Below are 13,127 nucleotides of genomic sequence, written 5' to 3' on the forward strand. Positions count from 1 at the left end.
TGATTATTATTACCGCGGGGGCTACTTAGTGCTTTAAAAATACGTAAAGCATTATAAAAGCCCCCCGCACTTAACCAGTCGGGGGGCTTTTTAGTTTCAGGGTTTAGCAATAGTTAAGTATAGATATGTCACTGAGGAATGAGGATTATTTAATGACAGGCGCAGAGTTAACAATTGATTTATTAGCCAAACACGGCGTAAAAGAAGTATTTGGTTACCCTGGTGGGGCAATCATGCCAATTTACGATGCGCTGTATGGTGCGCCGGTTAAACATTATCTCACTCGTCATGAGCAAGGTGCGGGTTTTGCTGCTGTTGGTTTTGCTCGTAGCACGGGTAAACTTGGGGTGTGTTTTGCGACTTCAGGCCCTGGGGCTACTAACTTAATCACCGCGCTTGCTGATGCGATGATGGACTCAGTACCATTACTTGCGATCACAGGCCAAGTACCAACTGCTGCCATTGGCTCTGATGCGTTTCAAGAGATTGATGTATTAGGTATGTCATTATCCTGCACTAAGCACAGTTATATGGTTGAACGTCCTGAAGATTTAGCCGAAATACTGCAAGAAGCCATGCATTTAGCGCAATCAGGTCGTCCAGGCCCTGTGTTAGTAGATATACCAAAAGATATTCAAATGGCGCAAGTGCCTTTTCATCCTTGGCTTGCGGCTGATGATTACTTACCGGTGTTAGATTTAAAGCAAGTGGCTATTGCTAACCAATTATTAAGCGAAGCCAAACGGCCTGTTGCCTATGTTGGCGGCGGTGTACAGGCGGCTGATGCGCAAGTACAACTAATGCAATTTTTAGAAAAAACTCAAATGCCTGCGGTTTCAACGCTAAAAGCATTGGGCAGTGTATTACCTGATTACGAATATAACTTAGGTATGTTGGGTATGCATGGTGGCCAAGCTGCAAATTTAGCGGTACAAGAGTGTGATGTACTCGTATGTATCGGTGCGCGCTTTGATGACCGTGTAACAGGCAATTTAGGCAAGTTTGCGGCTAAAGCAAAAGTGATCCATTTAGATATAGATGCTGCTGAAATTGGTAAGCGTAAACCAGTTAAAGCATCATTAGTTGCTGATTTAAAAACCTCATTGCCGCAATTAGAGTGCTTTGTAACAGAACAAGCATGGCGTGATCATGCCAAAGAGATGATGATTGAACATGCATGGCGTTATGACTATCCGGGCGAAAAAGTATATGCCCCGTATTTATTAAGCCAACTAAGCCAGCGGATGCCAAGTACAGGCGTTGTGTGTTGTGATGTTGGTCAGCACCAAATGTGGGTGGCACAACATATGAAGTTTAGTCATCCAAGCAACCATTTAAGTAGTGGTGGCGCAGGCACTATGGGCTTTGGTTTACCTGCGGCCATTGGTGCGCAAGTCGCTCGACCAAATGATTTTGTGATCACTGTTTCTGGTGATGGTTCAATCATGATGAACATTCAAGAGTTAGCCACTATTCGTCGTAACAATTTACCGGTAAAAATATTAATTTTAGATAACCAACGTTTAGGTATGGTTCGTCAATGGCAAGAGTTATTTTTTGAAGGGCGTTATTCTGAAACTGATTTATCAGATAACCCTGATTTTGTGCAATTGGCTGCCGTATTTGGTATCGCTGGGCAAACGATTACTCACGCTAACCAAGTTGATGATGCAATTACAGCATTAGTGAATAGTAAAGGTCCTTATATAGTACATGCCTGTATCGACGATAAAGAAAATGTTTGGCCGCTAGTACCGCCGGGTGCCGCGAATGACGAAATGATGACGGAGAGTGGAAAATGAAACACAGTTTAACAGTCGCTTTAAAAAATCAAAGTATCGCCGTTGAGCGCTTTTTGCGTGTAGTTCGTCATCGTGGTTTTGATTTAACCCATTTTCAATTGAATATGGATGATGGTCATTACCATGTGGCTATGACGGTCGACAGTGATAAGCCAATTCACTTATTAACCACGCAGCTCAATAAGCTGGTGGACGTTAAGCAAGTAACACTAGAAAATTTACAACAGCAAGCAATGTAGTTTGCTGTAAAAACTAAATCAACAGGGCTATTGGGTCTTTTCCCCTTAGCAATAAAAATTTAAGAATGAGGATGTCAGTTACATATTAAAAGTAACTGCAAACACTGAGGTAACTATGGCTAAATTAAGAAGTGCAACAACAACTGAAGGTCGAAAGCGCGCAGGTGCTCGTGCATTATGGCGTGCAACAGGAATGACAGATAGCGATTTTGGCAAACCGATTATTGCGGTTGTAAACTCATTCACGCAATTTGTACCGGGTCATGTGCATCTTAACCAACTCAGTGAGCTTATGGCAGAAACCATCACTCAAGCGGGTGGTGTGCCAAAAGAATTTAATACTATTGCCATTGATGATGGTATTGCCATGGGCCACGGCGGTATGCTGTATTCATTACCATCGCGCGACTTAATTGCTGACTCAGTTGAATACATGGTAAATGGTCACTGCGCCGATGCAATGATCTGTATTTCTAACTGCGACAAAATCACCCCTGGGATGATGCTGGCGGCACTTCGTTTAGACATTCCAGTAATCTTTGTGTCTGGCGGCCCAATGGAAGCCGGTAAAACTAAGCTTGCTAATATTGATATCAAACTAGATTTAGTGGATGCCATGGTAAAAGGTGCTGATGAATCAGTAAGTGATGCTGACTCAGAGCAAGTAGAGCGCTCAGCGTGTCCTACCTGTGGCTCGTGTTCGGGCATGTTTACCGCCAACTCAATGAACTGTTTATTAGAAGCAATTGGCCTCGCACTACCTGGTAACGGCACTACACTTGCGACTCATAAAGATCGTAAACAACTGTATGTTGAAGCCGGTGCACGAATTGTTGATTTATGCCGTGAGTATTACCAAAAAGATAATAAAGAAGTCTTGCCGCGTGCTATCGCTAATAAAACCGCGTTTATGAATGCCATGGTGGTTGATATTGCTATGGGTGGCTCGTCAAATACCGTATTGCATTTACTTGCCGCTGCGCAAGAAGCCGGTGTTGATTTTGATATGTCGCACATTGATGCGTTATCTCGTAAAACACCTTTCTTATGCAAAGTAGCGCCTGCAACCGCGCAATACCATATTGAAGATGTGCATCGTGCTGGTGGCATGATGGCAATAATTCGCGAGCTTGGCAAAGCTGGCTTAGTGGATCTGTCGGTAAACCATGTTGCTGGCATGACTATGGCAGAGCTAGTTAAAAAATGGGATGCCACTGATCCAAACAACGAAGCAGCACAAAAGTTTTACCGAGCGGGACCTGCGGGCATTCGTACCACCAAAGCAATGAGCCAAGAATGTCGTTGGGATGAAGGCGATAATGACCGTGAACATGGTTGTATCCGTAGCGTTGAACATGCGTTTCGCCAAGATGGCGGCTTAGCCGTACTATCGGGTAATTTAGCTGTTGATGGTTGTATTGTGAAAAGCGCGGGTGTGGTTGATGAAATGCTACACTTTGAAGGCACCGCCGTGGTGTATGAATCACAAGATGATTCAGTTGAAGGCATTTTAAATGACGAAGTAAAAGCCGGTGACGTAGTCGTTATTCGCTACGAAGGACCGAAAGGCGGACCTGGCATGCAGGAAATGCTTTATCCAACCAGTTACTTAAAATCAAAAGGTTTGGCTGAGCAGTGCGCACTTATAACCGATGGTCGCTTCTCGGGCGGTACGTCAGGTTTATCAATTGGCCACGTTTCACCAGAAGCGGCCAGTGGTGGTGCCATTGCTTATGTTGAAAACGGCGATAAAATTATTATCGATATCGCTACCCGCGAAATCACGTTAGCGTTAACAGATGAAGAACTTGAAGCGCGTAAGCAAAAGCAACTTGCTCGTGGTAAACAAGCTTACAAACCACTCGATCGTGAACGTTATGTATCATCTGCGCTAAAAGCGTATGCGCTACTTGCAACCAGTGCTGATAAAGGCGCGGTGCGTGATTTAGCCAAACTGGAGGAGCTTAGTTAATTATGGTTTCTCAAGAGCTCGATTATTTTCGCGCTATTATCCAGGCTAATATGGAACCACTGGCAAAAGTTACTGAGGTTAGCGAAATGGCTGAACTCAGTGCTCGTCTTGGTAATCAAGTATGGCTAAAGCGCGAAGATCAGCAGCCAGTTTATTCGTTTAAACTGCGTGGTGCATACAACAAACTGGCTAAACTGCCAGCCGGTTCAGTGGTGATCACTGCCTCAGCTGGTAATCATGCTCAAGGGGTGGCGCTCAGTGCGTCACACTTAGGGCATCAAGCAACGATTGTAATGCCAGTGACGACCCCTGAAATCAAAGTCAATGCGGTACGTGCGCTTGGTGGCGAAGTGGTTTTACATGGCCATCATTTTGATGCTGCCAAAGCTTATGCACTAGAACTTACTGAGCAGCGCGACGGCATATTTGTTCCTCCATTTGATGATCCTGATGTAATTGTAGGGCAAGGCACGGTTGCACGTGAATTAATGCAGCAGCTTAATCAACTTGATGCGGTATTTATTCCAGTTGGTGGTGGTGGCTTACTTGCTGGTATGGCCGTGTATATAAAGTCATTGCGCCCAGATATAAAAGTAATCGGTGTAGAAGCTGATGAAAGTGCCTGTTTACAAGCGGCACTTGCAGCAGGCAAGCCCGTCGAGCTTGAACGGGTTGGCAGTTTTGCCGATGGTGTTGCGGTAAAAATTATTGGTACCGAAACCTTTCGTTTAGCGCAAAAGTTTTGTGATGAAGTAGTCACTGTAACCGGTGATGAAATATGTGCGGCGATGCAAGATATTTTTGTTTCAACCCGTGCGATTGCTGAGCCATCAGGTGCGCTGGCAACGGCTGGGCTGAAAAAATGGTGTCAGCAAACAGGCCAAAAAGGGCTGCATTTAGCAGCTGTGTTATCTGGCGCAAACTTAAACTTTGACCGCTTACGTTATGTGGCTGAGCGTACTGCGCTGGGAGAGAAAAACGAAGCGTTGTTAGCAGTAACCATCAATGAAGAAAAAGGCAGCTTTAAACAGTTTTGCGCCTCATTAGGTGGTCGCGCAATTACTGAATTTAACTACCGTTACGCAGGCCCTGGTGAAGCGCAAATATTTGTTGGTGTTGCACTGCGCCAAGGTCAGCAAGAGTTAGATGAACTGACAGCTGATTTAACCACCAATGGCTATCAATTTTGTGATTTATCAGATAACGAACTGGCTAAATTACATGTTCGTTATATGGTTGGTGGTAAAGCACCTGAGCAGATGCATGAGCGGTTATTACGCTTTGAGTTTCCTGAATATCCAGGCGCACTAGCGCGCTTTTTAGATACCTTAGGTAGCAATTGGAATATTACTTTGTTTCATTATCGTAATCATGGTGGTTCGATGGGTAATGTATTAGCAGGGTTTGCGATTGAGCCTAGTCAGTATGAGGTATTCAACGAGCATTTAAATCGCTTAGGTTACAGTGTGCAAGATGAAACACTGAATCCATGTTTTACCCAATTTTTAACTACTCAACGTCCCATTGATAGGGTGCAAGCGGTTAATAATTAAATATATACTAAAACCACCTCAAGATACGAATTCTGTAGCTTGAGGTGGTTTTAGTATAAGCAAGCACCTCAATTGAGGTGCTTTTTTGTCTCTTTGCAAACTCAATGTCTTGGGTTTATAGTTATAGCAATATTAGCCAACTAATTAGATTACGATTTGTCATTAAAAGGACTGAAATTTCAGCTTTATGCTACTTTGCTTATACTCAGCGGGCAAAGTGTTGCGGCAGCGGATGTGACTTTACAACTAAAGTGGACGCATCAATTTCAATTTTCTGGTTACTATATGGCTCAGCAACAAGGCTTTTACAAAGCGGCAGGGCTAAACGTCACTATTTTACCGGCAGATCCTGAGAACCCAGATACCTTTAGTAAAGTGTTGGCTGGCCAAGCTCACTTCGGGGTCGGGCACTCAGGTATTTTACAGCAACGGATCGCAGGTAAACCCTTGGTGGCAATGGCTGCTATTTTACAATTTTCTCCTTATTGTTGGATGGTAAAAAAAAGCTCCGATATTTTTCATCCTCGGGATTTTGTCAATAAGCGTCTTAGCAGTATCAGCCGCAAAGAAAATGCCGAATTATTGGTAATGCTCGAACGCAGTGGTATCCAAACAAATAATTTACCTTCTTATGAAAGTGGTAACAGCATTACGGATTGGTTAGCTGGGAGTATTGATGCGATGCAAGTGTACGTGACTAATGAGCCGTATATAATGCGTGAGCAAGGCATCGACTATAGACTTATTTGCCCGCAGAAGTATGGAATTAATGTTTATAGCGATATTCTTTACACCACAGAAAATATGCTCGAACAACATCCGCAAACAGTTGAAGCATTTTATCAGGCCAGCTTAAAGGGCTGGCGCTATGCAATGATGCATATGGATGAAACAATTGCATTAACTCAACACCAATACGCACCTGATAAAAGCTTTTCTCAGCTTGCCTATGAAGCTGAAGTATTGAGTGATTATATTTTACCACCTGGCACTAATTTAGGATCTATGTCGATAGCGAAATGGCGGTTGATTGCTGATCTATACGGGATTGAGCAAGATGCCTTTAATCAGGCGCAAGATGGCTTTATTTACCAGTATGTTGAACCTGAAAAAATTAAAATGTCGTGGATGCTTATTACAGCAATTATAATTAGTTTGTTATCGATACCACTTTATTTACGCTTGATGTTCAGAAAAAGCGTATAATGCATAAATGAAATGACCATCGCTAAAATCACATGAGCCTTGCTGAGCAGTTTACAGCCCTAGATAACTTATTACATAGTACTCGCCACTATTGGCAATGCACTGCATTCGATTTTGATCAGCTGCCATGGCCTGAATTAGAACAACCATTAACGCTGTTGAGCGATCAACAAGTTGCTGAACTCGATAGCAATCAAGATGCCTTGTATCAATTTTTTAGCCCGTATATTCCCGTAGTCAATAACTTAGCTACATTGTGTGACTTACCTCAAGCCTCCACTACGCGTTGCGAATATCCGTTTTGGATCAGCAATGGTATTAAAGGGCGCAAGTTTGCACAGCTGCAAGATTTTGTCTGTGCGCTTGGCCAAGAATCACAATTACCTGTATTAGAATGGTGTGCAGGGAAAGGCCATTTAGGACGTATGCTGGCATTTAACCGTGCGCCGAGTGTGCACAGCATCGAACTGCAACAACATTTATGTGAACAAGGTCAGCAAAGTGCTCTGCAACAAGGGTTAGCCATGCACTTTAGCCAAGCAGATGTACTTAAAGATGATGTAACTGAGTATTTTCAACAAGCACAACATGCCGTAGCGCTGCATGCTTGCGGAGCGTTACATCAGACGTTTATGAGTAACGCGGCTAGCGCGCAAACGCAAAAAATCAGTCTATCGCCGTGTTGCTATCACTTATTCACCCCGAATGATTATCAAGCTATGAGCGATGCCGGTAAGCGTAGTCAACTGCAGTTAACGCATCGTGATTTAAAATTAGCACTACAAGAGACGGTGACAGCGCCTTCTCGGGTAGATAAAGTTCGTAAAACTGAAGTGCAATGGCGATTGGGTTTTGATGCTTTACGCAAAAGTCTCACCAGCGAACAAAACTACGTCAGTGTGCCCTCAGTTAACAAAGCTATTTTTTCAGATTCATTTAAAGCTTTTTGTGCATGGGCCGCGGAGAAAAAGGCGCTAGATATACCACAAGGTATTGATTATGAGTCATTTTTAAAAAAAGGCGAAATGCGCAAAAAAGTCACTGAACGTATCGAACTGGTCCGTCATGTGTTTAGAAGAGCAATTGAGGTTTGGCTTGTGCTCGATCGTGCTTTATATTTGCAACAACAAGGTTATCAAGTCAGTGTGCAGACGTTTTGCGAAAAACAATTAACGCCACGTAATATCTTGATCCAAGCTACCGTCAAAGACAGAAAAGAGATGTAATGAGAAAATTAAAAAACTTATTTGAAAATAATAAACGCTGGGCTGAACGAACGTGTAAAGATGATCCAGAATTTTTTAAAATTCTATCCATGCAGCAAAACCCAGAATACTTGTGGATTGGTTGTTCGGACTCTCGCGTACCGGCTAATGAAATCGTTGATCTAATGCCGGGTGAGCTATTTGTTCATCGTAATGTGGCGAATGTGGTGGTGCATACCGATCATAACTGCTTATCAGTGATGCAGTACGCCGTTGAAGTGTTAAAAGTTAAACATATTATGGTTGTTGGTCACTATGGCTGTGGTGGTGTTCAGGCAGTACTCAAAGATGCTAAGTTTGGTTTAATTGATAACTGGCTTCGTCACGTCGGTGATGTAAAAGAAAAATACACCTCAAAGATCAATGCACTCGCAGAAAAAGATCGTCTCAATAGCTTGATTGAATTGAATGTAATTGAGCAAGTACGCAATGTATGCCGTACTAATATCGTCCAAGAAGCATGGCAGCGTGGCCAAGAGTTGACTATTCATGGTTGGGTTTATGGTCTAGCAAACGGTCACTTACACGACTTAGAGTCAGTCGTTACTTGTGCCGATGAAGTTGATGTTAACTATAAAAGTGCTGGGCTTAAAGTGTTTGAACGTTACGTAGTAGAATAAGTACGTAACCTAAGCACTGCGTCCTATCTGGGCACGGGCTACCTTCAGTAATTGTAATCTTAGTTTTAAAGGCTAAGTCGATGTGTTTTTTGTGTGGTGAAAACACCCTCTATACTTTCGGTGTTTTTCGCTTGCGATATTGCAGTGGTGTTTCAAAAGTAAAATTATGAAAGGCATGACAAAAGTGAGCATGATCATAATAGCCACATTGCAAGGCTATATCTGTTATCGGTGTTTGGCTGTCAGCTAGAAGCGTGCGTGCGGCTTTTAGTCGGTAAAATTGCTGTAATTGAGCTGGACTAACCCCGGCTTCTTTTTTTAAGCGGCGCTCAAGAGTACGACGTGTCAGGCCAAGTTGTTTGCCTACATAGCTGGTGGAATTATTGAGTTGAATAAGCTGCTTGATCACTTTAATGGTATTGCTTTTTACGAGTTGATTGCTAATTGCTTGGCTGAGTAACCACTGCTCGAGTAAATACAGTTGGCTGGTTAGTGGACTGCTTTGCATTTGTTCAACACATGCTATTAAACTGTGATACCAGCTTGGGGTAAAATCTTCACCGAGTAGATAATTTTCTTCAGCTAACTCGTGTAGCGTTATACCTAATAAGTGATAAGCACCAGTAGGCGCAAAACGAATACTGACTAAATAATCCTGATTGCTGAAAGTTGTTGCCTGCGTTTGACGATTAAATGCGAAGGTAATAACGGGTGTCGCATTGCTAAAATTAATTGTTAGGCTTGCGCCTGCATCAGGGTAGAGCTTTTCTGTAAATAACTGTGCTGTTTGTGTGGTTGTTGAACCTATTTTCCAATAACACTGCACCCAATCAGTTAAGCGTTGATCGGGTGCGAATTTTTGAAAGCTCAAATGGGGCAATGGATCATTTACTAATAAAATGGCCATGGTGTTAACCTGACTTATATCGTCGCAATAGCGATTTCTTCTTCGCGTAAAGTCAGTACCTCATAGCCGTCAGCGGTGACGACAATGGTGTGCTCCCACTGCGCAGAAAGCTTTTTATCACGAGTAACCACAGTCCAGCCATCCGGCTTAGTTTTTACTTTTGCCGCCCCTTGGTTGATCATCGGCTCAATGGTAAAGGTCATACCTTCTTTAAGTTCAACGCCGGTATTGCGTTTACCATAATGTAAAACTTGCGGCTCTTCGTGCATTTGCTCGCCAATACCATGTCCGCAGTATTCACGTACAACGCTATAGCCATTAGTATGGGCAAAATTAGCGATAGCGTTGCCTATATCGCCTAACCTCACTCCCGGTTTTACGAGCTTGATGCCTTGCCACATTGCTTGATAAGTTTTTTCGACTAAGCGCTTGGCCAACGGAGACACTTCACCAAGCATATACATTTTACTTGAATCGGCAATAAAGCCATTCTTCTCAAGGGTAATATCTAAATTGACGATATCGCCTGATTTTAATGCGCGTTTAGAGTCTGGAAAACCATGGCAGACTACTTCATTTACTGAGCTGTTTAACACATAAGGATAATCGTATTGGCCTTTGCTGGCAGGACGTGCAGCAAGTTCATCAACAATATAGCGCTCTACTAAATCATTGATCTCCATTGTGGTGATGCCGATTTTGACCTGTTGATCTAAATAGGCAAACACCTTTGCCAGTAGGCGACCAGACTCACGCATTAGCTCTATTTGTGCGGGAGTTTTAATAATTATTTCACTCATGCAAAGATTCTCCAGCTGTTACATCGGCTTGTGCAAGTTGCTGTTTGATTATTTCGGCGTAGGTCATGGTTGGATTAAGCTCAGCTAGCATGCCTATCTTTATCCAGTATTCAGATTGAGAGTTTATAGATCGTACCATAGTGGTACTGGCTTTGCGGATCTCTTCGTGCAGTTGATCGCTGATTTTTACGATACCCATAACAGTGCCTATATATAAAACGTATACGTATCGTATATAGGTGTTCGCGTGTATGCAAGGCGTAAAACAAATCAGGCAGCCGAAGCTGCCTGAAGTAATAACTAAAACGGTATTATTCGGGTTGCTCGCTTTGCTTATTACTACTGAGTTGTTGCTCAAGTAGTGCAACTTTCGCTTCTAATGCAACGAGCTTCTCGCGGGTGCGAATTAGTACTTGGCTTTGTACATCAAATTCTTCACGGCTGACAAAGTCCATCTCAGCAAGCTTATTTTGAATAGCTTGTTTGGTTTTTGCTTCAAACGTATCGGCAAGGTTTTTAACGCCTTGCGGCATGTTACTGGAAATCTGTTTGGCAATTTCTTCAAGTTTTGCTGGGTTGATCATGTCTGTCCCTTACTGTCGCGTAAATGATAATGGCTAATGTTACCTTATTGGCTAGGCGTATTGTAGTGATTACGTTAAAATTGCCCGTCTTTAATGCAATCTCTTTGGTCGATATGAAACTCAATCCTAAACAAGATGAAGCGGTAAAATATATTAGTGGTCCATGCCTAGTGCTGGCGGGGGCGGGATCAGGAAAAACTCGTGTAATTACTAATAAAATCGCTTACTTAGTACAAAAATGTGAGTATCAAGCACGTAATATTGCCGCGGTGACCTTTACTAATAAAGCGGCGAAAGAGATGCGCGAGCGAGTTTTTCAAACGTTAGGTAAAAAAGAGTCAAAAGGCTTGTGGGTATCTACCTTTCATACCTTAGGCCTTGAGATCATTAAAAAAGAACTAACAACGCTGGGTTTTAAACCAGGCTTTTCATTATTTGATGATCAAGATACCGGGCAATTAATTGCTGACTTAACTGAAGAAGAGCTAAAAAAAGACAAAGATTTACTCAATCTATTAAAAATGCAAATAGGCAGCTGGAAGAACGAGCTTATTTTACCAGAGCAAGCGATTCGCGAAGCGCGAGAGCCACAAAAAGCGCTATTTGCGCAATTGTATGCGCGTTATCAAACCCAGTTACGCGCCTATAATGCTTTGGATTTTGATGACTTGATCATGATCCCCACCTTATTACTGATCAATAATGCAACCTCGCGTGAGCGTTGGCAACAACGTTTCCGTTACCTGCTGGTGGATGAATATCAAGATACCAATACCAGTCAATATCAATTAGTTAAGTTGCTTGTGGGTGAGCGTGCGCGTTTTACCGTGGTAGGTGATGACGACCAATCAATCTATTCATGGCGCGGTGCTCGACCACAAAACTTAGTGTTATTAAGCAAAGACTTTCCAGGTTTACGGCTCATTAAGCTTGAGCAAAACTATCGCAGTGTGAAGCGTATTTTAAAAGCTGCTAATATCTTGATTGCCAATAACCCTCATGAATTTGATAAAAAACTGTTTAGTGAGTTAGAAAATGGCGAGCCGATCAAAGTGATTGGCTGTCGTGATGAAGAGCATGAATCAGAGCGGGTCGTCGCTGAGATCATCTCGCATAAATTTATGAAACGCACCAGTTATAAAGATTATGCTATTTTATACCGTGGTAATCACCAAGCGCGTGGCTTTGAAAAGTCGTTAATGAGTAACCGAATACCTTACAAGATCAGTGGCGGAATGTCGTTTTTCTCACGCTCTGAGATCAAAGATATAATGGCGTACTTGCGCTTATTGGTGAATCAAGATGACGACAATGCGTTTCTACGTATTGTGAATACTCCGCGCCGTGAAATAGGCACAGTTACGCTGGAAAAGTTGGGTACCCTAGCCAATGAAAAACATGCCAGTTTATTTGCCACCTGTTTTGATAATGACTTAGGTTATCGCTTAAAAGGTCGCGGTTTAAACTCGTTAGCGGGATTTGCACGTTGGGTGGTTGAGCTGTCAGATAATGCGGTACGTGGTGATACCCTTGAAGCGGTAAAAGATTTAGTCAGACAAATAAATTACGAAGCTTATTTATACGAGTCATCACCGAGTGCGAAAGCTGCAGAAATGCGCATGAAGAATGTTTCTGAGTTGTACCGTTGGATCACCGATATGCTCACAGGTGATGCGGATAATCCGCCGTTGACGCTTGCTGAAGTGGTGAGTAAGTTAACGTTGCGTGACATGTTAGAACGTAACGAAGAAGAAGATGAAGCCGATGCAGTGCAATTACTAACGCTGCATGCCTCTAAGGGCTTGGAGTATCCTTACGTATTTATGGTAGGCATGGAAGAGGGGTTATTACCGCATCAAGTAAGTATTGATGAAGAAAACGTTGATGAGGAACGTCGCTTAGCTTATGTGGGGATCACTCGTGCTCAGCAAGAGCTGACCATGACCTATGCGAAAATTCGTCGTCAATTTGGCGAAACATCACAAACAGAGTTGAGCCGCTTTATACAAGAGCTACCGCAAGATGATTTAGCATTTGAAAATAAAAAAGCGCCAAATACGCAAGCCGAACGAATGGAAAAGGGCCAAGCCAGAGTTGCTAATTTACGTGCTATGCTGAAAAAGCCTGAGTAGTTCATCTGAGCTGCGGATAATAAACTGGTTATCCGCGACGCATATCG

General features: G+C 42.9%; 12 protein-coding genes. 8 read left to right on the plus strand and 4 right to left on the minus strand.

The genetic code is table 11. The annotated features are described in order from the left end of the window. Window positions 1–152 precede the first annotated feature (152 nt). From ilvG to can, 7 genes are all read left to right on the plus strand, one after another. Window positions 153–1,802 carry an acetolactate synthase 2 catalytic subunit gene (gene ilvG / locus H5187_RS02755; RefSeq protein WP_182784090.1) on the plus strand — a complete coding sequence of 550 codons (1,650 nt, stop codon included), beginning with the start codon at window positions 153–155 and terminating at the stop codon, window positions 1,800–1,802. Then, window positions 1,799–2,041: an acetolactate synthase 2 small subunit gene (gene ilvM / locus H5187_RS02760; RefSeq protein WP_145238377.1), complete on the plus strand. Its 243-nt coding sequence runs from the start codon at window positions 1,799–1,801 to the stop codon at window positions 2,039–2,041. Before ilvG ends, ilvM begins: the two co-directional genes overlap by 4 nt. A gap of 115 nt (window positions 2,042–2,156) precedes the next feature. Next, on the plus strand, window positions 2,157–4,013 hold the full coding sequence (gene ilvD / locus H5187_RS02765; RefSeq protein WP_145238380.1) for a dihydroxy-acid dehydratase: 1,857 nt from the start codon (window positions 2,157–2,159) through the stop codon (window positions 4,011–4,013). 2 nt (window positions 4,014–4,015) lie between these two features. Then, complete coding sequence (gene ilvA, locus H5187_RS02770; protein WP_149982595.1) at window positions 4,016–5,566, plus strand: threonine ammonia-lyase, biosynthetic; 1,551 nt, start codon at window positions 4,016–4,018, stop codon at window positions 5,564–5,566. A 156-nt stretch (window positions 5,567–5,722) separates the two neighbouring features. After that, a complete protein-coding gene (locus tag H5187_RS02775) occupies window positions 5,723–6,772 on the plus strand; it encodes an ABC transporter substrate-binding protein (protein WP_182740394.1) in 1,050 nt (349 codons plus the stop codon). A 32-nt stretch (window positions 6,773–6,804) separates the two neighbouring features. Then, entirely contained in the window at window positions 6,805–7,998 is a 1,194-nt protein-coding gene (locus tag H5187_RS02780) for a methyltransferase (protein WP_182717673.1), read from the plus strand. After that, window positions 7,998–8,657: a carbonate dehydratase gene (gene can, locus H5187_RS02785; RefSeq protein WP_145238393.1), complete on the plus strand. Its 660-nt coding sequence runs from the start codon at window positions 7,998–8,000 to the stop codon at window positions 8,655–8,657. The genes H5187_RS02780 and can overlap by 1 nt, the downstream gene beginning before the upstream one ends. Window positions 8,658–8,766: 109 nt before the next feature. Here the strand turns inward: can and H5187_RS02790 are convergent, their stop codons facing one another. The 4 genes from H5187_RS02790 to ubiK all read right to left on the minus strand — a co-directional run bounded on the left by H5187_RS02790 (window position 8,767) and on the right by ubiK (window position 10,948). Further along, window positions 8,767–9,564 carry a helix-turn-helix domain-containing protein gene (locus H5187_RS02790; RefSeq protein ID WP_182797524.1) on the minus strand — a complete coding sequence of 266 codons (798 nt, stop codon included), beginning with the start codon at window positions 9,562–9,564 and terminating at the stop codon, window positions 8,767–8,769. A 14-nt stretch (window positions 9,565–9,578) separates the two neighbouring features. Next, entirely contained in the window at window positions 9,579–10,364 is a 786-nt protein-coding gene (gene map, locus H5187_RS02795) for a type I methionyl aminopeptidase (RefSeq protein ID WP_182758652.1), read from the minus strand. Continuing rightward, complete coding sequence (locus H5187_RS02800; RefSeq protein ID WP_149982600.1) at window positions 10,357–10,563, minus strand: ParD-like family protein; 207 nt, start codon at window positions 10,561–10,563, stop codon at window positions 10,357–10,359. Before H5187_RS02800 ends, map begins: the two co-directional genes overlap by 8 nt. 112 nt (window positions 10,564–10,675) lie before the next feature. Next, window positions 10,676–10,948 (minus strand): ubiquinone biosynthesis accessory factor UbiK, encoded by a 273-nt coding sequence (gene ubiK, locus H5187_RS02805; RefSeq protein WP_145238407.1) that lies wholly within the window; start codon window positions 10,946–10,948, stop codon window positions 10,676–10,678. 113 nt (window positions 10,949–11,061) lie between these two features. Here ubiK and rep point away from each other — a divergent pair, with 113 nt between their 5' ends. Further along, on the plus strand, window positions 11,062–13,080 hold the full coding sequence (rep, locus tag H5187_RS02810) for a DNA helicase Rep (RefSeq protein WP_145238754.1): 2,019 nt from the start codon (window positions 11,062–11,064) through the stop codon (window positions 13,078–13,080). Window positions 13,081–13,127: the final 47 nt, after the last annotated feature.

The organism is Pseudoalteromonas sp. SG44-1 (genome assembly GCF_014164315.1).
In the GTDB taxonomy this organism is placed as follows: Bacteria; Pseudomonadota; Gammaproteobacteria; order Enterobacterales; family Alteromonadaceae; genus Pseudoalteromonas; species Pseudoalteromonas rhizosphaerae.

Excerpts from the sequence above, each read along its gene's own strand:
- ilvG (WP_182784090.1), top strand. The coding sequence starts at position 153 with ATGACAGGCGCAGAGTTAACAATTGATTTATTAGCCAAACACGGCGTA.
- ilvM (WP_145238377.1), top strand. The coding sequence starts at position 1,799 with ATGAAACACAGTTTAACAGTCGCTTTAAAAAATCAAAGTATCGCCGTT.
- ilvD (WP_145238380.1), top strand. The coding sequence starts at position 2,157 with ATGGCTAAATTAAGAAGTGCAACAACAACTGAAGGTCGAAAGCGCGCA.
- ilvA (WP_149982595.1), top strand. The coding sequence starts at position 4,016 with ATGGTTTCTCAAGAGCTCGATTATTTTCGCGCTATTATCCAGGCTAAT.
- H5187_RS02780 (WP_182717673.1), top strand. The coding sequence starts at position 6,805 with ATGAGCCTTGCTGAGCAGTTTACAGCCCTAGATAACTTATTACATAGT.
- can (WP_145238393.1), top strand. The coding sequence starts at position 7,998 with ATGAGAAAATTAAAAAACTTATTTGAAAATAATAAACGCTGGGCTGAA.
- H5187_RS02790 (WP_182797524.1), bottom strand. The coding sequence starts at position 9,564 with ATGGCCATTTTATTAGTAAATGATCCATTGCCCCATTTGAGCTTTCAA.
- map (WP_182758652.1), bottom strand. The coding sequence starts at position 10,364 with ATGAGTGAAATAATTATTAAAACTCCCGCACAAATAGAGCTAATGCGT.
- H5187_RS02800 (WP_149982600.1), bottom strand. The coding sequence starts at position 10,563 with ATGGGTATCGTAAAAATCAGCGATCAACTGCACGAAGAGATCCGCAAA.
- ubiK (WP_145238407.1), bottom strand. The coding sequence starts at position 10,948 with ATGATCAACCCAGCAAAACTTGAAGAAATTGCCAAACAGATTTCCAGT.
- rep (WP_145238754.1), top strand. The coding sequence starts at position 11,062 with ATGAAACTCAATCCTAAACAAGATGAAGCGGTAAAATATATTAGTGGT.